Origin of the sequence: Pseudomonas sp. TYF_14 (genome assembly GCF_043105275.1) — a bacterium.
Lineage (GTDB): Bacteria > Pseudomonadota > Gammaproteobacteria > Pseudomonadales > Pseudomonadaceae > Aquipseudomonas > Aquipseudomonas alloputida.
This window is the reverse complement of sequence record NZ_JBICLK010000027.1, coordinates 29,820-56,441: the sequence shown is the minus strand read 5'-3', so window position 1 is coordinate 56,441 and position 26,622 is coordinate 29,820. Positions and strand designations below refer to the sequence as shown.

The following is a 26,622-nucleotide window of genomic DNA, read 5'->3' as shown; positions in this document are numbered from 1 at the left end:
GACCGCAGAGGACCTTTCCCGTGACCGACAACAACAAATACCGTGACGTTGAAATCCGTGCCCCACGTGGCAACAAGCTGACCGCCAAAAGCTGGCTGACCGAAGCGCCACTGCGCATGCTGATGAACAACCTCGATCCACAGGTCGCGGAAAACCCGAAAGAGCTGGTGGTATACGGCGGTATCGGCCGCGCCGCGCGCAACTGGGCCTGCTACGACAAGATCGTCGAAACCCTGACCCGCCTGGAGGACGACGAAACCCTGCTGGTGCAGTCGGGCAAGCCGGTCGGTGTGTTCAAGACCCACAGCAACGCACCGCGCGTGCTGATCGCCAACTCCAACCTGGTGCCACACTGGGCCAACTGGGAACACTTCAACGAACTGGACGCCAAGGGCCTGGCGATGTATGGCCAGATGACCGCCGGCAGCTGGATCTACATCGGCAGCCAGGGCATCGTCCAGGGCACCTATGAAACCTTCGTCGAAGCCGGTCGCCAGCACTACGGCGGCAGCCTGAAAGGCAAGTGGGTACTCACCGCTGGCCTGGGCGGCATGGGCGGCGCCCAGCCACTGGCCGCGACCCTGGCTGGGGCTTGCTCGCTGAACATCGAATGCCAGCAGAGCCGTATCGACTTCCGCCTGGAAACCCGCTACGTCGACGAGCAGGCCACTGACCTCGACGACGCCCTCGCACGCATCGCCAAGTACACCGCCGAAGGCAAGGCCATCTCCATCGCCCTGCACGGCAACGCCGCCGAAATCCTCCCAGAGCTGGTCAAACGTGGCGTCCGCCCGGACATGGTCACCGACCAGACCAGCGCCCACGACCCACTGAACGGCTACCTGCCAGCCGGCTGGACCTGGGAACAGTACCGCGATCGTGCGCAGACCGAACCGGCTGCAGTGGTCAAGGCCGCCAAGCAGTCGATGGCCGTGCACGTGCAGGCCATGCTGGACTTCCAGAAGCAGGGCATCCCGACCTTCGATTACGGCAACAACATCCGCCAGATGGCCAAGGAGGAGGGCGTGGCCAATGCCTTCGACTTCCCAGGCTTCGTCCCGGCCTACATCCGCCCACTGTTCTGCCGCGGCGTCGGCCCGTTCCGCTGGGCGGCGCTGTCCGGTGAAGCCGAGGACATCTACAAGACCGACGCCAAGGTCAAGGAACTGATCCCCGACGACGCCCACCTGCACCGCTGGCTGGACATGGCCCGCGAGCGCATCAGCTTCCAGGGCCTGCCGGCACGTATCTGCTGGGTGGGGCTGGGCCTTCGCGCCAAGCTGGGCCTGGCTTTCAACGAAATGGTCCGCAGCGGCGAGCTGTCGGCACCGGTGGTGATCGGCCGTGACCACCTCGACTCCGGCTCGGTATCCAGCCCGAACCGCGAAACCGAGGCCATGCGTGATGGTTCGGACGCTGTTTCCGACTGGCCGCTGCTCAACGCCCTGCTGAACACCGCAGGCGGCGCCACCTGGGTATCGCTGCACCATGGCGGTGGCGTGGGCATGGGCTTCTCGCAGCACTCGGGCATGGTCATCGTCTGCGACGGTACCGATGAGGCCGCCGAGCGCATCGCCCGGGTACTGACCAACGACCCAGGGACTGGCGTCATGCGTCACGCCGATGCCGGTTATGACATCGCCATCGACTGCGCCAAGGAGCAGGGCCTGGACCTGCCGATGATCACCGGCTGATCACCACGCTTTGGATCGCACCCTGCAAGGGGTGATACTGAACAACAAGAAGGAGCGCGCAGGTACCCACAAGCGGGCCTGCGGCTCCACGCGATTTGGAGTAGTAACGTGACCGAACTCACCCTCAAGCCTGGCACCCTGACCCTGGCCCAGCTGCGCGCGATCCATGCCGCGCCCGTGCGCCTGCAACTGGATGCCAGCGCCGCACCGGCCATCGACGCCAGCGTCGCCTGTGTCGAGCAGATCATTGCCGAAGACCGTACTGCCTACGGCATCAACACCGGTTTCGGCCTGCTGGCCTCGACCCGCATCGCCAGCCATGACCTGGAGAACCTGCAGCGCTCGCTGGTGCTGTCCCACGCCGCCGGTATCGGCGCGCCGCTGGATGACGACCTGGTGCGGTTGATCATGGTACTGAAGATCAACAGCCTCAGCCGTGGCTTCTCCGGCATCCGCCGCAAAGTCATCGACGCGCTTATTGCCCTGGTCAACGCCGAAGTCTACCCGCACATCCCGCTGAAAGGCTCGGTAGGCGCATCCGGTGACCTTGCCCCGCTAGCGCATATGTCGCTGGTGCTGCTGGGCGAAGGCAAGGCCCGCTACAAGGGCCAGTGGCTGCCGGCCACCGAAGCCTTGGCGATTGCCGGCCTCGAACCGCTGACCCTGGCCGCCAAAGAGGGCCTGGCCCTGCTCAACGGTACCCAGGCCTCCACCGCCTATACCTTGCGTGGCCTGTTCCAGGCCGAAGACCTGTATGCCGCGGCCATCGCCTGCGGCGGCCTGAGCGTCGAAGCCGCATTGGGCTCGCGCTCGCCCTTCGATGCGCGTGTCCACGAAGTGCGTGGCCAACGCGGCCAGATCGACACCGCGGCCTGCTTCCGCGACCTGCTGGGCGACTCCAGCGAAGTGTCGCTGTCGCACAAGAACTGCGACAAGGTCCAGGACCCGTACTCGCTGCGCTGCCAGCCGCAGGTCATGGGTGCCTGCCTGACCCAGCTGCGTCAGGCCGCCGAGGTACTGGGCATCGAAGCCAACGCTGTGTCGGACAACCCGCTGGTGTTCGCTGCCGAAGGTGATGTGATCTCCGGCGGCAACTTCCACGCCGAACCGGTGGCCATGGCGGCTGACAACCTGGCCCTGGCCATCGCTGAAATCGGCTCGCTCAGCGAGCGCCGCATCTCGCTGATGATGGACAAGCACATGTCCCAGCTGCCGCCGTTCCTGGTGGAAAACGGTGGGGTCAACTCCGGCTTCATGATCGCCCAGGTCACCGCTGCCGCCCTGGCCAGCGAGAACAAGGCTTTGTCGCACCCGCACAGCGTCGACAGCCTGCCAACTTCGGCCAACCAGGAGGACCACGTGTCGATGGCCCCGGCCGCCGGCAAGCGCCTGTGGGAAATGGCCGAAAACACCCGTGGCGTGCTGGCCATCGAATGGCTGGGCGCGTGCCAGGGCCTGGACCTGCGCAAAGGCCTGAAGACTTCGGCCAAGCTGGAGCAGGCGCGCCAGGCGCTGCGCAGTGAGGTGCCGCACTACGACCGTGACCGTTTCTTCGCGCCGGATATCGAAAAGGCCGTGGACCTGTTGGCCAAGGGTAGTCTGACCGGCTTGCTGCCGGCGGGTGTACTGCCAAGCCTGTAACGCCCCTGGGGCCGCTGGGCGGCCCTTCGCGGGCGCGCCCGCTCCCACAGAAGTAGGTGCAAAACACCATCCCCTGTGGGAGCGGGCGTACCCGCGAAGGGGCTGCGCAGCAGCCCCCTGAATCTCACGACCACAAAAACAATTCAAGGACGTGACATGCAACAAGCTCAAGGTCTCAAGCGCGGGCTAAGTGCCCGCCACATCCGTTTCATGGCCCTCGGCTCCGCCATCGGCACCGGCCTTTTCTACGGCTCTGCCTCGGCCATCCAGATGGCAGGCCCGGCCGTTCTGCTGGCCTACCTGATCGGCGGCGCTGCAGTGTTCATGGTCATGCGCGCCCTTGGCGAAATGGCCGTGCACAACCCGGTGGCCGGCTCCTTCGGCCACTACGCCACCACCTACCTCGGCCCAATGGCCGGCTTCATCCTTGGCTGGACCTACGCTTTCGAGATGGTCATCGTCGCCATCGCCGACGTCACCGCGTTCGGTATCTACATGGGCTTCTGGTTCCCGGAGGTAGCCCGCTGGATCTGGGTGCTGGGCATCGTTTTCCTGATCGGCGGCCTCAACCTGTGCAACGTCAAGGTATTCGGCGAAATGGAATTCTGGCTGTCGCTGCTCAAGGTCGGCGCCATCGTGGCGATGATCCTGGCCGGCCTCGGCATCATGGCTTTCGGTTTCAGCCAGGTGGGTACCGGGCATGCCGTGGGCATGAGCAACCTGTTCGACCACGGCGGCTTCATGCCTAACGGCGTGGGGGGCTTGATTGCGTCGTTTGCCGTGGTGATGTTCGCCTTCGGCGGTATCGAGATCATCGGCGTCACCGCCGGCGAGGCAAAAGACCCGCAGCGCGTCATTCCCAAAGCGATCAACGCGGTGCCACTGCGTATCCTGCTGTTCTACGTGCTCACCCTGTTCGTGCTGATGTGCCTGTACCCATGGCCGCAGATCGGCAGCCAGGGCAGCCCGTTCGTGCAGATCTTCAGCAACCTGGGCATTGGCTCTGCCGCTGCCGTGCTGAACGTCGTGGTGATTTCCGCTGCCATCTCCGCCATCAACAGCGACATCTTTGGCGCTGGCCGCATGATGTATGGCCTGGCCCAGCAAGGCCACGCCCCGCGCGGTTTCAGCAAGTTGTCGAAACATGGCGTACCGTGGATGACCGTCGTGGTGATGGGGGCTGCGCTGCTGATCGGCGTATTGCTCAACTACCTGATCCCGGAAAATGTGTTCCTGCTGATTGCCTCGATCGCCACCTTCGCCACGGTGTGGGTGTGGCTGATGATCCTGCTCACCCAGGTAGCCATGCGCCGCAGCATGAGCCGCGAGCAAGTGGCCCAGCTCAAGTTTCCGGTACCGTTCTGGCCATACGGCCCGGCCATGGCCATTGCGTTCATGGTGTTCATCTTTGGCGTGCTCGGTTACTTCCCGGACACCCAGGCGGCATTGATCGTCGGCGTGATCTGGGTGGTATTCCTGGTGGCGTCCTACCTGCTGTGGTGCAAGCCGCGCGCAGGGCAGGGCCAGCCGGTAGCGGAGCCGGCCGAGCTGCACCGCTAGCAAAGGAGATTGTGCATGAGAACCCTCTGGCAGCATTGCCATGTTGCAACCATGGCCGATGGCCGCTACTCGGCCATCGAGGATGCGGCGATCGTCACCAGCGCCGGGCTGATCGAGTGGATAGGCCCGCGCGCCGAGCTGGCGCCCGTCGAAGCTGACCGCACGGTTGACCTGGGTGGTGCCTGGGTCACTCCCGGGCTGATCGACTGCCACACCCATGCGGTGTTCGGCGGCAACCGCAGCGGCGAGTTCGAGCAACGCCTGCAGGGCGTGAGCTATGCCGAAATCGCCGCACAGGGTGGCGGTATCGCCAGCACTGTGCGGGCTACCCGTGCGGCCAGCGAAGACGAGTTGTTCGCCAGTGCTCGCCAGCGCGTTCAGGCACTGATGCGCGATGGCGTGACCACCCTCGAGATCAAGTCCGGCTACGGCCTGGACCTGGCCAACGAGCGCAAGATGCTGCGAGTGGCCCGCCGCCTGGCCGACGAGCTGCCGCTGACGGTGCGTGCCACGTGCCTGGCGGCGCACGCTTTGCCCCCGGAGTACGCGGGTCGGGCCGACGACTACATCGCGCACATCTGTGACGAGATGTTGCCGGCCTTGGCCGGCGAAGGCCTGGTGGATGCGGTGGATGCCTTCTGCGAACACCTCGCGTTCTCGCCGGCCCAGGTCGAGCGGCTGTTCATCAAGGCGCGCGAACTGGGCCTGCCGGTCAAGCTGCATGCCGAACAACTGTCATCGTTGCACGGCTCAAGCCTGGCCGCGCGTTACCAGGCACTGTCGGCTGACCATCTGGAGTTCATGACAGAGGAAGACGCCGTGGCCATGGCAAGCGCCGGCACGGTCGCCGTGCTGCTACCGGGTGCTTTCTACTTCCTGCGTGAAACCCAGCTGCCGCCAATGGATGCATTGCGCCGCCACGGGGTAAAGATTGCCCTGGCCAGCGACCTCAACCCCGGCACCTCGCCAGGGTTGTCGCTGCGGTTGATGCTGAACATGGGCTGCACCTGCTTCCGCATGACGCCGGAAGAGGCCCTGGCAGGCGTTACGGTGCACGCTGCCACGGCGCTGGGCTTGGGTGACAGCCACGGTTCGCTGCAAGTGGGCAAGGTGGCTGACTTCGTTGCCTGGCAAATCGAACGCCCCGCCGACCTGGCCTACTGGCTGGGTGGCGACCTGCCCAAGCGTGTAGTGCGCATGGGCCACGAAATCTCCAACTGAGCGAGGCACGATGGACAAGGTATTGAGTTTTCACCAAGGTCGCCTGCCGCTGCTGATCAGCATGCCGCACGCTGGCTTGCGTCTGACCGACGCCGTGCGCGACGGCCTGGTCGACCAGGCGCAAAGCTTGCCGGACACCGACTGGCACATCCCGCAGTTGTACGACTTTGCCCGTGACATGGGCGCCAGCGTGGTGGCCGCAGAGTACTCACGCTTCGTCATCGACCTGAACCGTCCGGAGGACGACAAGCCGCTGTACGTCGGCGCCACCACGGGCTTGTACCCGGCGACCTTGTTCGGCGGCGAACCCCTCTTCAAAGACGGGCTGGCGCCGTCTGGCGAAGAGCGCAAACGCTACCTGGAGCAAATCTGGCGCCCTTATCACACGACTATTCGTCGTGAACTGGATCGCTTGCGTGAGCAGTTTGGCTATGCGCTGCTGTGGGATGCCCATTCGATCCGTTCGCTGATCCCGCACCTGTTCGACGGCAAGTTACCGGACTTCAACCTGGGTACTTTCAACGGCGCCAGTTGCGATCCTGCACTGGCTGATCGGCTGCAGGGTGTGTGCGCCAAGGTGCAAGGTTACAACCATGTGCTTAATGGTCGGTTCAAAGGCGGTCACATCACCCGGCATTATGGCGACCCGGCCAACCATATCCATGCTGTGCAACTGGAGCTGGCGCAAAGCACCTATATGGAGGAAGTCGAGCCTTTTGCCTACCGGGAAGACTTGGCGCAACCGACGCAAGCGGTATTGAGGCAGCTACTGCAAGCGCTGCTGGCCTGGGGCGACGAGCGTTACAAGCGTTGAGTGGAGGCGGCGACGCTATCGGCGTCGCCAGGCACCGTGGGAGGCAGTTGCCGGAATTCTGCGCAAGGGTCAATTCGCGCCGTTCGAACGCGTCAGCAAGGACGGTGCTGAAAGCGCAATTCAGGTTTATGATGGCCCACGGCCGAATAATCCTCACACGGAGTGCGCAATGCAGACCCTCTACCCGCAGATCAAACCCTACGCCAGGCACGATCTGGCCGTGGAAGCGCCGCATGTGCTTTATGTCGACGAAAGCGGCTCGCCGGAAGGTCTGCCCGTGGTGTTCATCCACGGAGGCCCCGGTGCTGGCTGCGACGCCCAGAGCCGCTGCTACTTTGATCCCAACCTGTACCGCATCATCACCTTCGACCAGCGCGGCTGTGGCCGCTCCACGCCCCATGCGAGCCTGGAGAACAACACCACCTGGCACCTGGTCGAAGACCTGGAGCGCATTCGCGAACACCTTGGCATAGACAAGTGGGTGCTGTTCGGTGGTTCTTGGGGCTCGACCCTGGCCCTGGCCTACGCTCAGGCTCACCCCGAACGCGTGCACGGCCTGATCCTGCGCGGCATCTTCCTGTGCCGGCCGCAGGAAATCGAGTGGTTCTACCAGGAAGGCGCCAGCCGCCTGTTCCCCGACTACTGGCAGGACTACATCGCACCGATTCCACCGGAGGAACGCGGCGACCTGGTCAGGGCCTTCCACAAGCGCCTGACCGGTAACGACCAGATCGCCCAGATGCACGCCGCCAAGGCGTGGTCCACCTGGGAAGGCCGTACCGCCACCCTGCGCCCCAACCCGCTGGTGGTCGACCGCTTTTCCGAACCGCAGCGGGCGCTGTCGATCGCCCGCATCGAATGCCACTACTTCATGAACAACGCCTTCCTCGAACCGGACCAGCTGATCCGCGATCTGCCCAAAATCGCCCACCTGCCGGCGGTGATCGTGCATGGTCGCTACGATGTGATCTGCCCCTTGGACAACGCCTGGGCGTTGCACCAGGCCTGGCCGAACAGTGAGTTGAAAGTGATCCGTGACGCCGGTCACGCGGCTTCCGAGCCTGGCATCACCGATGCCTTGGTGCGTGCCGCCGACCAGATGGCCCGGCGCCTGCTCGATTTGCCTCTGGAAGAAGCATGAGGGGCCTGCTGCAGCGCGTGCGCGGTGCGCGGGTTGAAGTGGCGGGGGAGGTGGTCGGCGCCATCGACCAAGGGTTGCTGGTGCTGGTCGCGGTCGAGCCTGAAGATTCCCGTGAACAGGCCGATAAGCTGTTGCACAAGCTGCTGAACTACCGGGTGTTCAGTGACGAGCAGGGCAAGATGAACCTGTCGCTCAAGGATGTCGGGGGTGGCCTGCTACTGGTGTCACAGTTCACCTTGGCGGCCGACACCCGCAATGGCATGCGTCCAAGCTTCTCGACCGCAGCGCCACCGGCCCTCGGCGCCGAGTTGTTCGACTATCTTTTGCAACAGGCAAAAGCTCAGTACGCCGACGTAGCCAGCGGCCGTTTTGGTGCGGATATGCAGGTGCACCTGGTCAATGATGGCCCGGTAACATTTATGTTACAAATATGAGGTCAAAAAACCCGTTGTTCACAGGAAAACAAGGGGTTTTGTACGATAAATAGTTGCTCCAGCCTGATGCGTTGTCACGCAACCTGCTGGATAATCGCGCGCTGCATGGACCTGCGTTCGTAGGTCCGTTTCACTCTGACTCGAGCATTGTCTGGATCCGTTTGGGGAATCATTACGCCCTCTCGGGGTCCGAACAGTGCTCGCCAACCCGGCATTTGTCGCTGGCCGTTGGTTTCATGATCTGTTTTCGGCGAGGGTTGCTCGTGATTGTTAGTCCCCAAAAAGCATCAAGAATCCCCAGCGTCGGGCTACGCAAGGCGCTGATGGCCAGTGTGGCTCTGGTCGGCCTGATGAGCGCGGGCCAGCTGTGGGCATTCAATCTTGACGATGTTGCTGCCAAGGCAAAGGATCTGGCCGGCCAGAAGTACGAAGCGCCAAAAAGCAACCTGCCGGCCGTGTTCCGCGACATGAAGTTCGCGGACTACCAGAAAATCCGTTTCCTGCAGGAAAAGGCCGAGTGGGCCAAGGACAAGACCCCGTTCAAGCTGTCGTTCTATCATCAGGGCATGCACTTCGACACCCCGGTGAAAATCAACGAGGTCACCGCCACCAAGGTCGAGGAAATCAAGTACGACCCGGACCGCTTCGAGTTCGGTGACGTGCCGCACGACCCGGAAACCACGAAAAACCTCGGTTATGCCGGTTTCCGCGTGCTGTACCCGATCAACAAGGCCGACAAGCAGGACGAGATCATGACCCTGCTTGGCGCCAGCTATTTCCGCGTAGTCGGCAAGGGCCACGTGTACGGCCTGTCTGCCCGTGGCCTGGCCATCGACACCGCCCTGCCGTCGGGCGAAGAATTCCCGCGCTTCACCGAGTTCTGGGTTGAAAAGCCCAAGCCAGCCGACAAGCACCTGGTGATCTACGCGCTGTTGGATTCGCCGCGCTCCACCGGCGCCTACAAGCTGACCCTGCGTCCAGGCAACGACACCGTGGTCGACGTGCAGTCCCGCGTGTTCCTGCGTGATCATGTCAGCCGCCTGGGCATTGCTCCGCTGACCAGCATGTACCTGTTCGGCCCCAACCAGCCGTCCAAGGTGCTCAACTACCGCCCGGCCCTGCACGACTCCGAAGGCCTGTCGATCCATGCCGGCAACGGCGAGTGGCTGTGGCGCCCGCTGAACAACCCGAAACACCTGGCCGTGAGTAACTTCAGCGTCGAGAACCCACGTGGTTTCGGCCTGATGCAGCGTCAGCGCGCCTTCAGTGACTACGAAGACCTCGACGACAACTACCAGAAGCGCCCAAGCGCCTGGATCGAGCCGAAGGGTGACTGGGGCAAGGGTAGCGTCGACCTGGTCGAAATCCCGACCGCCGACGAGACCAACGACAATATCGTGGCCTTCTGGAGCCCGGAGAAACTGCCGGAGCCAGGTAAGCCGTTCGAGTACGCCTACCGCCTGCACTGGACCATCGACGAGCCGAAGTTCCAGGCCCCTGATCTGGGCTGGGTCAAGCAGACCCTGCGTTCCACGGGTGACGTCAAGCAGTCCAACCTGATCCGCCAGCCAGATGGCAGCGTGGCATTCCTGGTCGACTTCGCCGGCCCGGCGCTTGCCGCCCTGCCGGAAGACGCCGCCGTGCGCAGCCAGATCAGCGTGGGCGACAACGCCGAGGTGGTCGAGAACAATCTGCGCTATAACCCTGAGACCAAGGGCTGGCGCCTGACCCTGCGCCTGAAGGTCAAGGAAGCCAACAAGTCGACCGAAATGCGCGCCGCACTGGTGCGTGATGTACCGGTCGAGCCTGCCAAGCCTGCCCAGGACGCCAAGCAGGACAAGGCCGCAGCCAAGCATGCCAAGGCCGAGAAAGCCGTCAAGGCTGAGCAATCTGCCAAGGCCGAACAACCTGCCGCCGATGCGGCGCCCACCAACGGGGCCCCGGCCACCACCGAGAAGGTGCTGACCGAGACCTGGAGCTATCAGTTGCCTGCCGATGAGTAACTCAAGCGCAAGGCCGGAATCGCTTGGCGAGTACCTGGCCCACCTACCACTGAGCGACGAGCAGCGGGCTGAGCTTGCCAGCTGCACCTCGTTCAGTGAGCTACACCAACGCTTGGCGGCCAACCCGGCCGCCAGCTCTGCCGAGGCCGTGCAGGCCTCGGTGGGCCCGCGCCTGACCGTGGGCAGCGCCGCCGAGCTGGAAGAAGCCGAAATGCTCGGCGTCGACGGCAGCGGCCGCCTGTGCCTGAAGATCGCCCCGCCGATCAAACGCACCAAGGTCGTGCCCGAGCCATGGCGCACCAATGTGCTGATCCGCATGTGGCGACGCATGACCGGCCGCCCCAATGCCCCGCAGCCGCCCAAGCGCGAGCTGCCGCCGGCCCGCTGGCGCACGGTCGGCTCTATCCGCCGTTACATTCTGCTGGCGCTGATGATCGGCCAGACCATCGTCGCTGGCTGGTACATGAAAGGCATCCTGCCGTACCAGGGCTGGTCGTTCGTGGACTTTGACGAAATCGTCAACCAGCCGCTGTGGGACACGGTGGTGCAGGTGTGGCCGTATGCCCTGCAAACTTCCATCCTGATCCTCTTCGGCATCCTGTTCTGCTGGGTGTCGGCGGGCTTCTGGACCGCGCTGATGGGCTTCCTCGAGCTGCTCACCGGGCGTGACAAATACAAGATTTCCGGTAGCAGCGCAGGCAACGAGCCGATCGCGCCCGAGGCGCGTACCGCGCTGGTGATGCCGATCTGCAACGAAGACGTGCCGCGGGTGTTCGCCGGCCTGCGCGCAACGTTCGAGTCGGTGGCCGCCAGCGGCAACCTCGACCGGTTCGACTTCTTTGTGCTCAGCGACACCAACGACACCGACATTGCCGTGGCCGAGCAACAGGCCTGGCTGGATGTGTGCCGTGAAACCAAAGGCTTTGGCCGCATCTTCTACCGCCGCCGTCGGCGCCGTGTGAAGCGCAAGAGCGGTAACCTCGACGACTTCTGCCGTCGCTGGGGTGGCGAGTACAAGTACATGGTCGTGCTCGACGCCGACAGCGTCATGAGCGGCGAGTGCCTGAGCAGCCTGGTGCGCCTGATGGAGGCCAACCCGGACGCCGGCATCATCCAGACCGGGCCGAAAGCCTCGGGCATGGACACCCTGTATGCACGCATGCAGCAGTTCGCTACCCGCGTGTACGGCCCACTGTTCACTGCCGGTCTGCACTTCTGGCAGTTGGGTGAGTCGCACTACTGGGGCCACAACGCGATCATCCGCATGAAGCCGTTCATCGAGCACTGCGCCCTGGCGCCGTTGCCGGGCAAAGGCGCGTTCGCCGGTGCCATCCTTTCCCACGACTTCGTCGAAGCTGCGCTGATGCGCCGTGCCGGCTGGGGTGTGTGGATTGCCTACGACTTGCCGGGCAGCTACGAAGAACTGCCGCCAAACCTGCTTGACGAGCTCAAGCGCGACCGCCGCTGGTGCCACGGCAACCTGATGAACTTCCGCCTGTTCCTGGTCAAGGGCATGCACCCGGTTCACCGTGCGGTGTTCCTTACCGGGGTGATGTCTTACCTGTCGGCGCCGCTGTGGTTCCTGTTCCTGGTGCTGTCGACCGCGCTGCTGGCAACCAACACGCTGATGGAGCCACAGTATTTCATCGAGCCGTACCAGCTTTACCCGCTGTGGCCGCAGTGGCACCCGGAGAAGGCTGTGGCGCTGTTCTCCACCACCATTGTGCTGCTGTTCCTGCCCAAGCTGCTCAGCGTCATCCTGATCTGGGCCAAGGGCGCCGTCGAGTACGGTGGACGCGTCAAGGTCACCTTGTCGATGCTGATGGAGATGCTGTTCTCCATGTTGCTGGCACCGGTACGCATGATCTTCCACACCCGCTTCGTGCTGGCCGCATTCCTCGGCTGGGCTGCGACCTGGAACTCGCCGCAGCGTGACGACGACTCCACGCCGTGGGGCGAAGCGGTGCGCCGGCATGGCCCGCAGACGCTGCTGGGCATTGCCTGGGCCGCACTGGTGGCGTGGTTGAACCCGAGCTTCCTGTGGTGGCTGGCGCCTATCGTCGGTTCGCTGGTGCTGTCGATCCCGGTATCGGTGATTTCCAGCCGCACCCGCCTGGGCCTGGCGGCCAAGGACGAGAAGCTGTTCCTAATCCCAGAGGAATACGCCACGCCACAAGAGCTGTTGGCTACCGACCAGTACACCCACGAAAACCGCTGGCATGCCCTGCATGATGGCTTCGTGCGGGCCGTGGTCGACCCGCGGCAGAATGCCCTGGCCTGTGCCATGGCCACTGCCCGCCATGGCCAGGCGGCACCGATCGAAGCGTTGCGTGCCGAGCGCGTTGCCAAGGCGATTGAAGTCGGGCCGAAAGGCCTGGACCTCAATACTCGCCTGGCTCTGCTCAGCGACCCGGTGGCACTGAGCCGCCTGCACGAGCAGGTGTGGGCCGAGCACAATGCGGCATGGATCGATGTGTGGCGTGCGTCGATCAACAATGACCCGCATTCGCCGCTGTTGCCGTTGCACCCTGAAAACGCAGGCCAACCGAGCCTCGTCGGCGCTTGATCGGGCCTGTTCGCGGCGGTTCGGCGCCCCGATGAACCCGCCCTACGGGGCGCATGACCGGGCCTCTTCGCGGGTGAACCCGCTCCTACCAGGGATACACATGCCCTTGTAGGAGCGGGTTCACCCGCGAAGCTTTTTGGCCTAACCCCCTCATTTTGGCCAACAAAGTCCCCCTGCGGCTCTAGGTCCACGGGCCGCCATGCGTTAGCATCCCTCTCCGATACGACGCTTCGGCCAGTACGGCCGTGCCAACACAATAAGATTCGCTACTTTTCTTGCTAGGGGACTTGGTGATGATCAAGAAATACCTTTCGCGACTGCTGGTCGGTGTGACCGCCCTGGTCGCCGTGACCGCGGCCCAGGCAGGCGCCATCGACGACGCGGTCAAGCGTGGCACCCTGCGGGTGGGCATGGACCCGACTTACATGCCGTTCCAGATGACCAACAAACGTGGCGAGATCATCGGCTTCGAAGTCGATATCCTCAAAGCCATGGCCAAGTCCATGGGCGTGAAGTTCGAGGCAGTGTCCACCGCCTATGACGGCATCATCCCGGCCCTGCTGACCGACAAGTTCGACATGATCGGCAGCGGCATGACCCTGACCCAGGAGCGCAACCTGCGCCTGAACTTCAGCGAACCCTTCATCGTGGTTGGCCAGACCCTGCTGATCCGCAAGGAGCTGGCTGGCGAGATCAAGTCGTACAAGGACCTGAACAACGAGAAGTACCGCCTGACCTCCAAGCTTGGCACCACCGGCGAAATGGTCTCCAAGAAGCTGATCAGCAAAGCCAAGTACCACGGCTACGACAACGAACAGGAAGCCGTCATGGACGTGGTCAACGGCAAGGCCGACGCCTTTGTCTATGACGCGCCGTACAACGTGGTGGCGGTGGATAAAGCCGGTGCAGGCAAGCTGCTGTTCCTCGACGAGCCCTTCACCTACGAGCCGCTGGCCTTCGGCCTGAAGAAAGGCGACTACGACAGCATCAACTTCATCAACAACTTCCTGCACCAGATCAAGCACGACGGGACCTACGATCGTATTCACGACAAGTGGTTCAAGAACAAGGACTGGCTGAAGGAAATGGAATAAGGCTCAGGCCACAAGCCCGGCTTTATGACCCCGACGCGCAGGCAAACCCTGCGCGTTCGCATTTACGGAAGTACCCCACGTGATCAAACACAAGAAAGCCCATTGGCCTTGGCATGGGTTGACTGCCCTGGTCCTGGTAGGCCTGGCGCTCAGCCTTTACATGGCCACCTCGATGATTTCCTACGAGTGGCGCTGGAACCGCGTACCGCAGTACTTCGCCTACAAGGCCGAGGAAACACAACGCGCTGCCGGCTACGGCACTGTGCAGGAAATCGTCATTTCCGGTGACAACGCCCGCGTCACGCTGAAGGACGAAAGTGGTGCCGAGCAAGTGCTCGATGTGGACAAGGACAGCCTGCAACTGAGCCGCGGCGACGATGTTGCCGAAGGCGACCAGATCGGGGTAACCCGCCATTGGGCCGCGGGCCCGCTGGCATGGGGCCTGTGGACCACCTTGTGGATCTCGGTGGTGTCCGGGGCGCTGGGCCTGGTGATCGGCCTGTTCGCCGGATTGTGCCGGTTGTCGAACAACCCGACCCTGCGCGACCTGTCGACCGTGTATGTCGAGCTGGTGCGCGGCACGCCGCTGCTGGTGCAAATCTTCATCTTCTACTTCTTCATCGGCACCGTGCTCAACCTGTCCCGCGAGTTTGCCGGGGTAGCGGCGCTGGCATTGTTCACCGGTGCTTACGTGGCCGAGATCGTCCGTGCAGGCGTGCAGTCGATCGCCAAAGGTCAGAACGAGGCTGCCCGGTCGCTGGGCCTGAACGCTGGCCAGTCGATGCGCCATGTGATCTTGCCGCAGGCCTTCAAGCGCGTGCTTCCGCCCCTGGCCGGCCAGTTCATCAGCCTGGTCAAGGACACCTCGCTGGTGTCGGTGATCGCCATCACCGAACTGACCAAGAGTGGCCGTGAGGCTATCACCACCTCGTTCTCTACTTTCGAGATCTGGTTCTGCGTGGCAGGCCTGTACCTGCTGATCAACCTGCCGCTGTCGCACATCGCCAGCCGGCTCGAGCGGAGGCTTGCGCAAAGTGATTGAAGTCCGTGACCTGCTGAAAGTCTTCGACACCCGTGGCCAGGTGGTAAGGGCTGTGGATAACGTCACCACTCAGGTCGCCAAGGGCGAAGTGGTGGTCGTGCTCGGCCCGTCGGGGTCGGGCAAGTCGACATTCCTGCGCTGCCTCAACGGCCTGGAGCATTTCGACCAAGGCCATGTGGCCATCGACGGCCTGCAACTGGCCGACCCCAAGACCGACATCAATGCCTACCGCCGCGAAGTCGGCATGGTGTTCCAGCACTTCAACCTGTTTCCGCACATGACTGTGCTGGAAAACCTGTGCCTGGCGCAGAAGGTGGTGCGCAAGCGCAACAAGGCTGACCGCGAGGCCAAGGCCCGGGCGCTGCTGGAAAAGGTCGGTATCGCGCAGAAGGCCAACGAATTCCCGTCCCGGCTTTCTGGCGGCCAGCAGCAGCGGGTCGCGATTGCCCGGGCCCTGGCGATGGACCCGAAAGTGATGCTGTTCGACGAGCCCACCTCTGCGCTTGACCCGGAAATGGTCGGTGAGGTGCTGGACGTGATGAAGACCCTGGCCCAGGAAGGCATGACCATGGTCTGTGTCACCCATGAAATGGGCTTTGCGCGAGAAGTGGCCGACCGGGTGCTGTTCTTTGACCATGGCAAGTTGTTGGAAGACTCGGCTCCCGCCGCGTTCTTCGCCGCGCCGAAGGACCCGCGTGCGCAGGCTTTCCTGCGCCAGGTGCTGTAACCGCACCGGCCTCTTCGCGGGCAAGCCCGCTCCCACAGGTCAGCGCTGCTCCGAAACCTGCGTTGTAACTGTGGGAGCGGGCTTGCCCGCGAAGAGGGCGACTCGGTTTCAGATGTTGAACCGCCTCACCATCCCCCGCAACTGCTGCCCCAACTGCTCCAGCTCTCCACTCGAGGCTGCCGTCTGCTCACTGGCCGCGCTGGTCTGATCCGAAACATCCCGCACATTGATCACACTTCGGTTGATCTGCTCGGCCACCACGCTCTGTTCCTCACTGGCGGTGGCGATCTGCTGGTTCATGCCCTGAATGCTCGATACCGTGTCGGTGATCTGGCTCAATGCGTGCCCGGCCCTGCGGCTCAGCTCCACGCTTTGTTCGGTCAGGCTCTTGCTGCTGTCCAGCAAGCGGGTCACTTCGTCGGTACCGTTGTGCAGGCTGTCGATCAGTTGGCCGATCTCCTCGGTCGCCGTCGACGTGCGCTGGGCCAGGCCACGCACCTCATCGGCCACCACGGCAAAGCCGCGCCCGGCCTCACCGGCCCGTGCGGCTTCGATCGCTGCGTTCAACGCCAGCAGATTGGTCTGTTCGGACACCGACTTGATCACATCGAGAATGCTGCCAATCCTTTGGCTCTCGCCTGCCAGGTGCTGCATGGCCGCCAGGCAATGGTCCATCTGCCCGGCCAGTTGTTCGATACGGCCGATGGCTTCGGAGACTACCTGGTCACCCACCTGCGCCTGCTGGTCAGCGTTGGTCGCGGCCAGGGAGGCTTGCTCGGCGTTCTGTGCCACTTCCTGTACGGTGGCGCTCATCTGGTTCATGGCAGTCGCCACCTGGTCGGTTTCCTCGCGCTGCTGATTGATGCGCAGCTTGGTGTCTTCGCTACTGGCCGCCAACTGCGTGGCGGCCTGTGACAGCTGGCCGACACCCTGATCAATGCCGCCGATCAGGTCGCGCAGGCTCAAGGTCATCTCGCGCATGCTGGTTTGCAGCTGGCCCATTTCGTCGCGACGTTGCACGGTGTCGACCTGGCTCAGGTCCCCTTTGGCGATGCGGGCGGCCACAGCCAGCGTCTGGCGCAACGGCTGGGTAATCTGCAAGGTGATCAGCCAGGCGGCCAGCGCCCCTACCACCATTGCCAGCAGCGCCACACTGGTCAGCAGCGACCGGGCGGCCAGGGCCTCACTGTCGCGTTGTTCGACCTTGCGTTTGCCCAGTTCGAGGCTCACCGTTCGCAGCTCATTGCCCATGATTTCCATGTTGTTCTGCAACTGCTCGACGCGTACGGCGGCGCGGCGGTACTGATCCAGGCTGGTGCGGTACTTGCTCAGCTCGACACCGGGTTGCTCACTGATGGCGCGTGGCAAGCCCAGGGGCGCAAGGCCTTCAAGCAGTTGCGCAAGGCTACTATCGGCGGCGTTCAGGGCGTTATCACCGACTTTGGCAAAATCCTCGACCGGGACGAAGGTGTAGGCTGGAACCAGGCTTTGCTGGTTGGCACCTTCGACATGCCGGCTGAGGGTGTCCATCAGGCCCAGCACACCACTTTGCTGACTGTCGTCAGGCATTTTCAGCAAGGCCTGGGTCTGCAGTTGGTCAATCGCCTCGCTGAGTGCATGCTCCTGTGACTGCAGGGCTTCACGCAGGGCTACACGGCTGGCGACGCTGCGCTGCAGTTCGCTGAAGTTGTCGCGCAGACGCTGTAACAATGCCATTTTTTCTGTCAGCAACTGCCGTGACTCATCGACATTGCTGCGTTGCTGCAGGGTGGTCAGCATGCTGTTGAGCTGGTCGAGGATGTTGCTGATGCGTGCTTTGCTGGCATCGTCGTTGAGCACGCGGTAGGTGATGCGTTCCGCGCGCAGGTCTTTTGTCAGGTCGTTGATCAGGCCTATTTCGCTGAGTTGCTGTGAGCGCACGATGGCACCATCCAGGGCACGCCAGCCGCTGATGGTGGTGGCCAGGGTGAGCAGCAGGACCACGGCAAAGCCGAGGGCCAGCTTGGCGGCGACACTGATGTTGCCGAGCTTGCGGTTGAGGGAGCCAAGCATGGGGAATCTCCGAGCGAGTGAGAGAAAGGATGCAGGCGCATGGCTGGCATCACATCTCTGCCCATCGGCAGCGGAGCTGTAGGACTTGACCTGATAATCAAGTAGGAAAATTCGCCGCGAACAGTAGGATATATTTCGTCCTGTGCCGGTCTCTTCGCGGCGGCAATGGTGAACGGCGGGGGGAGATTGGCCAGCAGGCCCGTCCTCTTCGCGGGTAAACCCGCTCCTACGACGGCCTGTGCATGTGTGTAGGAGCGGGTTTACCCGCGAATACGGTGGCGGCGGCAACGGTGAACGGCGGGTGGAGATTGGCCAGCAAGGCCGGCCCATTCGCGGGTGAACCCGCTCCTACGAAGGCCTGTGCATTTGTGTGTAGGAGCGGGTTTACCCGCGAATACGGTGGTGCCGGCAACGGTGAACGGCGGGTGGAGATTGGCCAGCCGGCTTGGCCCATTACCGGGTTTACCCGCGAAGAGGCCCGACCGGGCGACCGCTAGTTCAGATCACAGCCTGAACCGCCCAACCAACCCTTGCAAATGGGTACCCAACCGCGCCAGTTCCACGCTGGAGCTGGCCGTCTCCTCACTGGCCGCCGAGGTCTGGTCGGAAATATCACGCACATTCATCACGCTGCGGTTGATTTCTTCGGCCACCGCCGTCTGCTCCTCGGCCGCCGTGGCAATCTGCTGGTTCATCGCCTGGATCGACGACACCGTGCGGGTGATGGTTTCCAGCGAGCTGCCGGCGCGGCGGGTCAGCTCTACGCTGCTGTCGGTCAGTTGGCGGCTGTTGTCCATCACGCTGGCCACCCGTTGGGTGCCGCTTTGCAGGCCGGCAATCAACTCTTCGATCTCTTCGGTCGACTGCTGTGTGCGCTGGGCCAAGCTGCGCACTTCGTCGGCAACCACGGCAAAGCCACGCCCGGCCTCACCGGCGCGGGCGGCTTCGATTGCCGCGTTGAGGGCCAGAAGGTTGGTTTGCTGGGCCACCGATTTGATTACGTCGAGTACGCTGCCGATCTTGTCGCTTTCGGTCTTGAGCAGGTTCATCGCTTCGCTGGAGTTGACCACTTCGCTGGCCAGGCGCTCGATCTGTGCCACTGCCTCGCCCACCACGCGATCACCCTCGCGGGCCTGCTGGTCGGCCATCAAGGCGGCTTCCGAAGCCTGCTCGGCATTGCGTGCCACTTCGTGCACGGTGGCAGTCATCTGGTTCATCGCGGTCGCCACCTGGTCGGTTTCGACCTTTTGGTTGTTGACCCCGGCGCTGGTCTGCTCTGTGACCGCCGACAGCTCCTCGGCAGCGCTGGCGATCTGCGTCACGCCATCGCCAATACCGCCGATCAGTTCACGCAAACCTTGGGTCATACGATGCATGCTGGCCTGCAATTGGCCCAGTTCGTCGCGGCGTTGCACCTGCAGGCTCTGGGTCAGGTCTCCGCTGGCCACACGCTCTGCGGCGCGCAGTGTTTGGCGCAGAGGGATGATGATCTGCCGGGTAATGGCCCAGGCGGCCAGCAGGCCAAGGGCCAGTGCCAGCACGGTGGCAACTGCCAGCAGTGTTTTGGCCTGCGCGGCCGCGGCATCGCGCACCTCAGTTTGCGAGGTGGTCATCATCTGGCTGGCCTGCAGCAGTACCGTGCCTTGTTCAACCATGCGTTGCAGCGCTTGCTCACTGGCAAGCTGGGCATTGCCGAACTGGGTTACCGCATCGCGGTAGCCGCCCATGGCCGTGGCGGCATCATCCAGGCTGGCAGCATGTTCGGCTGGCACTTTGGCCGGCAGGGCGCGCAGTTCGGCCAAGGCCTGGTCGATGGCCTTCAGTGCCGTTTGCTGGTAATCGGCATTGCCGCTGTAGGTGTAGCCACGCACCTGGAAACGCGCTTGTTGCAGCAGGGCGCTGACGTCCACCGCGTGCTGGTACTGGTTGATGTTTGCGCCTTGCAGCAGGCTGCGCTGTACGCGGCCTATCAAATCCACGGCCTTATCGGCGCTGCTACCCAGTACATCACGGCTGGCTTCGCGGCGTTGGTCGGCCTGCTTCAGCTCGTTGAATGCCTGCTGGTAGATGCGCACTGCCTCGCGTTGCTGTTCGAGGCGTTGGCGATCGGCGGGTTGTTCGATCTGGCCAAGCATCAGCTGCACCTGGCGGTCGAGGTTGCTCAGGGCTTTTTCCAGTTCTGCCAGCGAAGCGTCGTCGCGGCGGCGATCGTACTGCTGGCGGGCGATGCGCAATTCCTGGGTGTATTGCTGGATAACCGAGATGTTTCCCAGTTTGTCGCCACGGTCGATGATGCTGTCCATGCCGTGCCAGCCGGTCAGGGTAATCGCCAAGGTCAACAGAAGCACCAGGCCGAAACCCAGCCCCAGTTTGCGATTGACGCTCACATTGCCCAGCGATTGGGCTAACCATTGATACATGTTCGACTCCCCGGCGGCTTGGCAGCACAAATAATTGTATTGTTGCCAAGGCCATCGGCCCGGGAGGGGGAAACTTGATGGGCGAAGAAGGGGTGTTTGTGTCAGAAAATACGCGAAAGCAGCGCGGTGACGGCGGTCTCCACCCGCAAGATGCGATCACCCAGCTGTACCGGCGCCAGGCCTGCCTTGCCCAGCAGGTCGACCTCGTAGGGGATCCAGCCACCCTCAGGGCCGATGGCCAGGGTAACGGCTTGTTCTACGGCGCGCGGACAGGCTGGGTAAGGGCCGGGGTGGCCGACCAGGCCCAGGGTACCGGCGGCGATGGTGGGCAGGCGGTCTTCGACAAAAGGCTTGAAGCGCTTTTCGATGATCACCTCGGGCAGCACGGTGTCACGCGCCTGTTCCAGGCCCAGGATCAGGTTCTCGCGAATGGTGTCGGGCTGCAGAAAGGGCGTTTGCCAGAAGCTTTTCTCGACCTTGTAGCTGTTCAGCAGGATCAGCCGCGGCACGCCCAGCGTGGCCACGGTCTGGAACAGCCGTCGCAGCATTTTGGGGCGAGGCACCGCCAGCACCAGGGTCAGCGGCAGCTTGGCCGGTGGCTGCTGGTCGAAGGCCACTTCAAGTTCGGCTTCGTGCTTTTCCAGGCGCAGCACCGTGGCCTTGCCCATCAGGCCATTGATACGGCCTACGCGCAGGTTGTCGCCCACTGCCACGCGGTGGATTTCCTGCATATGGGTGAAGCGCCGATCAGCAAGAACGACGCGGTTGGCCGAGACGAAGTCGGCCTCTTCAAGAAGCAACAGGTTCACGGTTGGGTCGCTGGTGGCTGGTCGTTATGGTCGTCGGCGGTTTCGTCGTGGGCGCTGCGCTTGCGGATCAGGCTGCCGCACAGCACGCCGATCTCGAACAGCAGCCACATGGGCACGGCCAGCAGGGTCTGGGAGAAGATGTCCGGTGGGGTGAGGACCATGCCGACCACGAAGCAGCCGATGATCACATACGGGCGGACTTTCTTCAGGTACTTCACGTCGACCACGCCGATCCACACCAGCAGCACCACCGCCACTGGGATTTCGAAGGCCACGCCAAAGGCGAAGAACAGCGTCATCACGAAGTCGAGGTAGCTTGCGATGTCGGTCATCATCGAAACGCCTTCTGGTGTAGCGCTGGCGAAGAAACCGAAGATCAGCGGGAATACCAGGAAATAGGCGAATGCCATACCGGCATAGAACAGGAAGATGCTCGACACCAACAGTGGAATGGCGATGCGCTTTTCATGGCGGTACAGCCCTGGCGCGATAAACCCCCAGATCTGCTGAAGGATGAACGGGATGGCCAGGAACAGCGAGACGATCATGGTCAGCTTGAACGGCGTGAGGAACGGCGAGGCCACATCGGTGGCGATCATCGTTGCATTGGCCGGCAAGTGCTCGCGCAGTGGCGCGGAAACCAGTGTGTAGATCTGCTGGGCGAAGGAGAACAGCCCGGCAAAGATCAGGAAAATGACGGCAACGCAGCGCAGCAGGCGGGTGCGCAGTTCGGTCAGGTGCGAAACCAGCGGCATTGGCTGGTCGTGTTCCGGGTTCTCGCTCATGGGGCTCGCGGCGGTTGAGGCGGTTCAGACGGTGCGGCCGGGGCAGCGGGTGCTTCGACCGGCTTGGCTTCGAGCCCGGCAGGTGGCTGCACGCTGGCCGTGGTGACCGGCGGCTGCGCGGGTGGCGTCATTGGGTTGAGGATACGCTTGGCTTCCTCTTCCATCTGCAGGATGTGCTCGTTATGCAGTTGGCGGCGGATGTCGTCGGCGCCTATTTCGCGCTCCACTTCCATCTTGATGCTGTTGAAGCTGCGTTTGAGCCGGCCGATCCACAGCCCTGCCGTGCGCGCGGCACCCGGCAGGCGCTCGGGGCCGAGCACCAGCAGGGCGACCAGGCCGACGAGCAGCAGCTCGCTGAAACTCATGCCGAACATGGGTCAGTCTTTCCGCTGCGGCTCTTGGACCGGGTGGGCCTGGCCTTCGATGGTGTGGCCTTGCTGCGGCTGCGCGGTGTTTTGCACCGGTGGCACAGGCTGGGCAGGCGGCGGAGTCTGCTCGGCCGGCTTGGTCTCTTCTTCGTTCATGGCCTTGCGGAAGCCCTTGATCGACTCGCCCAGGTCGCTGCCGAAGTTCTTCAGCTTCTTGGTGCCGAACACCAGGACCACGACGACCAGCAGGACGATCCAGTGTTTCCAGTCAAAGATACCCATTTCGTACTCCTGAAAATTGTGTGTACAGCATATCGATGCGGCAACCCGGCGCCTGTGGGAGCGGGCGTCCCCGATAAAACATCAGGCAGATGGCTGGCGTGCGGCCTTTTCATCATGCCCGGAAAGCCCGAAGCGGCGTTCCAGTTCATCCAGCACGGCTTGCGGATGCTGGCCCAGCGCGCTGAGCATCACCAGGCTATGAAACCACAGGTCGGCGGTTTCGTAGATGACATCGCTGTAATCCTTGCTGATCTGGGCATCCTTGGCCGCAATGATCGTTTCGACCGACTCTTCGCCGAGCTTTTCAAGGATCTTGTTCAGGCCATTGTGGTACAGGCTGGCCACGTAAGAGCTGTCAGGCGCCGCTTGCTTGCGTTCTTCAAGCACTTCGGCCAGGCGGTTGAGGGTGTCGCTCATGTCAGTGTCCTGCGCTGTAGATGGCATCCGGGTCCTTCAGGACCGGGTCGACGATTTTCCACTGGCCGTCTTCATAGACGCGGTAGAAGCAGCTTTCACGACCGGTATGGCAGGCGATATGGCCCAGTTGCTCGACCATCAGGATGATCACGTCGGCGTCACAGTCCAGGCGCAACTCATGCAGTTTTTGCACATGCCCGGACTCCTCGCCTTTACGCCACAGCTTGCCACGCGAACGCGACCAGTAGATGGCACGCTGCTCGGCGGCGGTCAGGGCCAGCGATTCACGGTTCATCCAGGCCATCATCAGCACGCGTCCGGTCTTGTGGTCCTGGGCGATCGCCGGTACCAGGCCATCGCTGTTCCACTTGATCTCGTCCAGCCAGTCTTTCATCGTCGACTCCAAAGCGGGCCCGCTCCTGTGCCGGGCCCTTTGCGCTAGTGTGCCAGCCACAGGCGCGGCTGGCTATTGGCGCACGATCAGGTAAAGGCCCGCAGCCAGCATCAGCCACGCGGGCCAGGCGGCCGGGGCGGCCAGGCTGGCGGTTTCGGCAGCGCCTGCGGCCAAGACTGCGCCACCGCCAAGCAGGCCGGCACCCAGCAGGCGCAGCGCCCAGCGGTCGCCCTGGCGGCGCCGTTCCGGCAATTGTGGATCGTGCAGGTGAGGCTGCGACAGGCGTTCGAGCAGGTCGCGGGTCATGCCGGCCAGGTGCGGCAGTTGCTCTACCTGGCTGTGCAGGTTGCCGAACACGGCCTTGGGGCTATAGCGGTCGCGCATCCAGCGTTCGAGGTACGGCTTGGCGGTGCTCCACAGGTCCAGGTCGGGGTACAGCTGACGGCCCAGGCCTTCGATGTTGAGCAGGGTTTTCTGCAGCAATACCAGCTGTGGCTGCACTTCCATGTTGAAGCGTCGTGCAGTCTGGAACAGGCGCATCAGCACCTGCCCGAAGGAAATATCTTTTAACGGTTTCTCGAAGATCGGCTCGCACACGGTGCGAATCGCTGCTTCGAACTCGTTGACCTTGGTGTTTGCCGGCACCCAGCCCGAGTCGATGTGCAACTGGGCGACGCGGCGGTAGTCACGCTTGAAGAACGCAAACAGGTTGCGCGCCAGGTAGTCCTGGTCCTCGGCGGTGAGGCTGCCGACGATGCCGCAGTCGATGGCAATGTACTGCGGGCTCCACGGTTTGACCGTGCTGACGAAGATGTTGCCGGGGTGCATGTCGGCATGGAAGAAGCTGTCGCGGAACACCTGGGTGAAGAACACTTCCACGCCGCGCTCGGCCAGCAGCTTCATGTCGGTGCGCTGGTCGGCCAAGGTGGCCATGTCGGTCACCGGTACGCCGTAGATGCGCTCCATCACCAGCACCTTGGGGCGGCACAGGTCCCAGTACACCTGGGGCACGTACATCAGCTCGGAGTCTTCGAAGTTGCGCCGCAGCTGGCTGGCGTTGGCAGCCTCGCGCAGCAGGTCGAGCTCGTCGTAGATGGTTTTTTCGTAGTCGCCGACGATTTCCACCGGGTGCAGCCGACGGGCATCCGCCGAGGCGCGTTCGGCGGCCTTGGCGATCAGGAACAGCCAGGCCAGGTCCTGGGCGATGACCGGCTTCAGGCCCGGGCGCACCACCTTGACCACCACCTCTTCGCCGGTTTTAAGACGTGCGGCGTGCACCTGGGCCACCGAGGCCGAGGCCAGAGGCTCGACGTCGAAGCGGCTGAACACCTCGCCGACCTTCGCACCGAGCTGTTCCTCGATCAAGGCCACGGCTTGTGTCGGGTCGAACGGTGGCACACGGTCCTGCAACAGCATCAGCTCGTCGGCGATGTCGGGGGGCAGCAGGTCGCGGCGGGTGGACAGCAGCTGGCCGAACTTGATGAAGATCGGCCCCAGGTCTTGCAGTGCCAGGCGCAGGCGCGCGCCACGGCTGAGTTCGGTGGGCTTGCGTGGCAGCCAGCGCCACGGCATCAACAGGCGCAGGCTGGCCAGCCACCAGGGCAGCAAGGGCTGGTCGAACAGCAGGTCATCGAGGCGGTAGCGGATCACCACACGCTGGATGCGAAAAAGACGTCGGACGGCGAGCAGCTTCATGCGTTATCGCTGGTATCAAGGGATCGGGAGAGGCGCCTGAGGCGCGCTTCTAGGCGTTCTGTATCAAGCTTCAAGGCATCGAGCTCGCTGAAGGCGGCTTCGGCCTCGCGCTTGCCGACCAGGGTACGGGATTCTTCGGCCAGATATTCGGACAGGTTCTGGCTGAAACGTGCCAGGCCTTGGCGAGTCCAGCGAGCGCGCAGGCGGATATGGCCGGCCAGCATTGCCGTGGCGACCGGGCCAAGCCAGCGTTGCAGCTCGTGCTCCCAGTCCAGCTCCAGGTCCTGCAGCACACCGAACAGGTCGAGCAGTACGGCGCTGTCGCCGTGCAGCTCGACCTGCGGGCTGTGCAGCACAGCGGTCTTGTCCTTGACCAAGGCCAGTTGCGCCAGGCTACCGGCGGGGGCGCGCAGGCGGCAGTCGACCTCGCCCTGCCAATGGGCGGCGAGCATCAGGCCCTCTTCATCGGGCAGGATGAACACCTGCAGGGCCGGTTGGCGGCAGTCGATCTCGATGACCTTGCCTTCCAGCGCGGCCAGCCGCGGCAGGGCCGTGCTGTCCAGGCGCAGGACGCGGTTCAGGCCATGTTCGACGCTGGCGAGCAGCCCGGCCAGCAACATCAGGGCTTGATCCCCCGGTGCACGGCAACGATGCCGCTGGTCATGTTGTGGTAGGTGACGCGGTCGAAGCCGGCCTCGACCATCATGCTCTTCAGGGTTTCCTGGTCCGGGTGCATGCGGATCGACTCGGCGAGGTAACGGTAGCTCTCGGCGTCATTGGTGATCAGCTTGCCAGCCAGCGGCATGAAGGCGAACGAGTAGGCGTCGTAGGCCTTGGACATCAGCTTGTTGGTCGGCTTGGAGAACTCCAGGATCAACAGGCGGCCACCGGGCTTGAGCACGCGCAGCATCGAACGGATGGCGGCGTCCTTGTGGGTGACGTTGCGCAGGCCGAAAGCGATGGTCACGCAGTCGAAGTGGTTGTCCGGAAACGGCAGCTTTTCAGCGTCGGCCTGGACGAACTCGATGTTGCCGGCCACGCCACGGTCAAGCAGGCGGTCACGGCCAACCTTGAGCATCGAATCGTTGATGTCGGCCAGCACCACCTGCCCGGTCGGCCCGACAAGACGCGAGAACTTGGCCGCCAGGTCACCGGTACCGCCGGCGATGTCCAGCACGCGGTTGCCGCTGCGCACGCCCGACAGCTCGATGGTAAAGCGCTTCCACAGGCGGTGCATGCCGCCGGAAAGCACGTCGTTCATCAGGTCGTACTTGGCTGCTACCGAGTGGAACACTTCGGCGACTTTCTTCGCTTTCTGGCTTTCAGGCACGTCCTGGTAGCCGAAATGGGTGGTGGGTTCGGCGTGGTCGCCTTTGCGCTGGTCGTTCATATCGCTTCACCGGAAAAAATTACCGCCATTCTAGGGCGAACGGGCGGATTTGTCTTGGCGGGGTGTGCCAGTC

The 26,622-nt window shown here is 63.3% G+C and carries 23 protein-coding genes and 2 pseudogenes; 12 read left to right on the top strand and 13 right to left on the bottom strand.

The window, feature by feature from the left end:
- Window positions 1-20 precede the first annotated feature (20 nt).
- The 12 genes from hutU to ACF8O8_RS07170 all read left to right on the top strand — a co-directional run bounded on the left by hutU (window position 21) and on the right by ACF8O8_RS07170 (window position 15,937).
- Window positions 21-1,694, top strand: a complete 1,674-nt coding sequence (hutU, locus tag ACF8O8_RS07225; protein WP_004577162.1) for a urocanate hydratase — start codon at window positions 21-23, stop codon at window positions 1,692-1,694.
- Between the two features lie 108 nt (window positions 1,695-1,802).
- On the top strand, window positions 1,803-3,335 hold the full coding sequence (gene hutH / locus ACF8O8_RS07220; protein ID WP_392509442.1) for a histidine ammonia-lyase: 1,533 nt from the start codon (window positions 1,803-1,805) through the stop codon (window positions 3,333-3,335).
- Between the two features lie 156 nt (window positions 3,336-3,491).
- Window positions 3,492-4,895, top strand: a complete 1,404-nt coding sequence (locus ACF8O8_RS07215; protein WP_010955588.1) for an amino acid permease — start codon at window positions 3,492-3,494, stop codon at window positions 4,893-4,895.
- A 15-nt stretch (window positions 4,896-4,910) separates the two neighbouring features.
- Window positions 4,911-6,116 (top strand): imidazolonepropionase, encoded by a 1,206-nt coding sequence (gene hutI / locus ACF8O8_RS07210; RefSeq protein ID WP_392509441.1) that lies wholly within the window; start codon window positions 4,911-4,913, stop codon window positions 6,114-6,116.
- Window positions 6,117-6,126: 10 nt separating this feature from the next.
- On the top strand, window positions 6,127-6,930 hold the full coding sequence (gene hutG, locus ACF8O8_RS07205) for an N-formylglutamate deformylase (protein WP_010955586.1): 804 nt from the start codon (window positions 6,127-6,129) through the stop codon (window positions 6,928-6,930).
- 169 nt (window positions 6,931-7,099) lie between these two features.
- Complete coding sequence (pip, locus tag ACF8O8_RS07200; RefSeq protein WP_003249260.1) at window positions 7,100-8,071, top strand: prolyl aminopeptidase; 972 nt, start codon at window positions 7,100-7,102, stop codon at window positions 8,069-8,071.
- Window positions 8,068-8,505 (top strand): D-aminoacyl-tRNA deacylase, encoded by a 438-nt coding sequence (dtd, locus tag ACF8O8_RS07195; protein WP_003249262.1) that lies wholly within the window; start codon window positions 8,068-8,070, stop codon window positions 8,503-8,505. The genes pip and dtd overlap by 4 nt, the downstream gene beginning before the upstream one ends.
- A gap of 263 nt (window positions 8,506-8,768) precedes the next feature.
- On the top strand, window positions 8,769-10,508 hold the full coding sequence (locus ACF8O8_RS07190; RefSeq protein ID WP_218277938.1) for a glucan biosynthesis protein G: 1,740 nt from the start codon (window positions 8,769-8,771) through the stop codon (window positions 10,506-10,508).
- Window positions 10,501-13,074 carry a glucans biosynthesis glucosyltransferase MdoH gene (mdoH, locus tag ACF8O8_RS07185; RefSeq protein WP_010955584.1) on the top strand — a complete coding sequence of 858 codons (2,574 nt, stop codon included), beginning with the start codon at window positions 10,501-10,503 and terminating at the stop codon, window positions 13,072-13,074. Before ACF8O8_RS07190 ends, mdoH begins: the two co-directional genes overlap by 8 nt.
- 296 nt (window positions 13,075-13,370) lie before the next feature.
- Window positions 13,371-14,168, top strand: a complete 798-nt coding sequence (locus ACF8O8_RS07180; RefSeq protein ID WP_026031986.1) for a transporter substrate-binding domain-containing protein — start codon at window positions 13,371-13,373, stop codon at window positions 14,166-14,168.
- A gap of 79 nt (window positions 14,169-14,247) precedes the next feature.
- The gene (locus ACF8O8_RS07175; RefSeq protein WP_392509440.1) at window positions 14,248-15,210 is read left to right on the top strand and encodes an amino acid ABC transporter permease; all 963 of its coding nucleotides are present in this window, start codon (window positions 14,248-14,250) and stop codon (window positions 15,208-15,210) included.
- On the top strand, window positions 15,203-15,937 hold the full coding sequence (locus ACF8O8_RS07170) for an amino acid ABC transporter ATP-binding protein (RefSeq protein WP_003249271.1): 735 nt from the start codon (window positions 15,203-15,205) through the stop codon (window positions 15,935-15,937). Before ACF8O8_RS07175 ends, ACF8O8_RS07170 begins: the two co-directional genes overlap by 8 nt.
- 108 nt (window positions 15,938-16,045) lie before the next feature.
- On the opposite strand, the gene ACF8O8_RS07165 is transcribed toward ACF8O8_RS07170, so the two are convergent.
- The 13 genes and pseudogenes from ACF8O8_RS07165 to ubiE form a co-directional block, all read right to left on the bottom strand.
- On the bottom strand, window positions 16,046-16,750 hold the full coding sequence (locus tag ACF8O8_RS07165; protein ID WP_392509470.1) for a methyl-accepting chemotaxis protein: 705 nt from the start codon (window positions 16,748-16,750) through the stop codon (window positions 16,046-16,048).
- 150 nt (window positions 16,751-16,900) lie between these two features.
- Window positions 16,901-17,989 (bottom strand): annotated as a pseudogene (locus ACF8O8_RS07160) (methyl-accepting chemotaxis protein); the annotation flags it as partial.
- Window positions 17,990-18,492: 503 nt separating this feature from the next.
- Entirely contained in the window at window positions 18,493-19,206 is a 714-nt protein-coding gene (locus tag ACF8O8_RS07155; RefSeq protein WP_371928153.1) for a methyl-accepting chemotaxis protein, read from the bottom strand.
- Window positions 19,207-19,347: 141 nt separating this feature from the next.
- Window positions 19,348-20,292 (bottom strand): annotated as a pseudogene (locus ACF8O8_RS07150) (methyl-accepting chemotaxis protein); the annotation flags it as partial.
- Between the two features lie 218 nt (window positions 20,293-20,510).
- Window positions 20,511-21,218 carry a 16S rRNA (uracil(1498)-N(3))-methyltransferase gene (locus ACF8O8_RS07145; protein ID WP_020192065.1) on the bottom strand — a complete coding sequence of 236 codons (708 nt, stop codon included), beginning with the start codon at window positions 21,216-21,218 and terminating at the stop codon, window positions 20,511-20,513.
- Window positions 21,215-22,003, bottom strand: coding sequence for a twin-arginine translocase subunit TatC (gene tatC / locus ACF8O8_RS07140; RefSeq protein ID WP_010955577.1), 789 nt, complete (start codon window positions 22,001-22,003; stop codon window positions 21,215-21,217). Before tatC ends, ACF8O8_RS07145 begins: the two co-directional genes overlap by 4 nt.
- Complete coding sequence (gene tatB / locus ACF8O8_RS07135) at window positions 22,000-22,377, bottom strand: Sec-independent protein translocase protein TatB (RefSeq protein ID WP_010955576.1); 378 nt, start codon at window positions 22,375-22,377, stop codon at window positions 22,000-22,002. The genes tatC and tatB overlap by 4 nt, the downstream gene beginning before the upstream one ends.
- Before the next feature lie 3 nt (window positions 22,378-22,380).
- Window positions 22,381-22,653, bottom strand: coding sequence for a twin-arginine translocase TatA/TatE family subunit (locus tag ACF8O8_RS07130; RefSeq protein ID WP_010955575.1), 273 nt, complete (start codon window positions 22,651-22,653; stop codon window positions 22,381-22,383).
- Between the two features lie 81 nt (window positions 22,654-22,734).
- Window positions 22,735-23,070, bottom strand: coding sequence for a phosphoribosyl-ATP diphosphatase (locus ACF8O8_RS07125; protein WP_350298487.1), 336 nt, complete (start codon window positions 23,068-23,070; stop codon window positions 22,735-22,737).
- Between the two features lies 1 nt (window position 23,071).
- Window positions 23,072-23,464 (bottom strand): phosphoribosyl-AMP cyclohydrolase, encoded by a 393-nt coding sequence (hisI, locus tag ACF8O8_RS07120; RefSeq protein WP_003249284.1) that lies wholly within the window; start codon window positions 23,462-23,464, stop codon window positions 23,072-23,074.
- A gap of 72 nt (window positions 23,465-23,536) precedes the next feature.
- Window positions 23,537-25,159, bottom strand: coding sequence for a ubiquinone biosynthesis regulatory protein kinase UbiB (ubiB, locus tag ACF8O8_RS07115; RefSeq protein ID WP_049587492.1), 1,623 nt, complete (start codon window positions 25,157-25,159; stop codon window positions 23,537-23,539).
- A complete protein-coding gene (locus ACF8O8_RS07110) occupies window positions 25,156-25,779 on the bottom strand; it encodes an SCP2 sterol-binding domain-containing protein (RefSeq protein WP_350298488.1) in 624 nt (207 codons plus the stop codon). Before ACF8O8_RS07110 ends, ubiB begins: the two co-directional genes overlap by 4 nt.
- The gene (ubiE, locus tag ACF8O8_RS07105; protein ID WP_004576729.1) at window positions 25,779-26,549 is read right to left on the bottom strand and encodes a bifunctional demethylmenaquinone methyltransferase/2-methoxy-6-polyprenyl-1,4-benzoquinol methylase UbiE; all 771 of its coding nucleotides are present in this window, start codon (window positions 26,547-26,549) and stop codon (window positions 25,779-25,781) included. The genes ACF8O8_RS07110 and ubiE overlap by 1 nt, the downstream gene beginning before the upstream one ends.
- Between the last annotated feature and the right edge of the window lie 73 nt (window positions 26,550-26,622).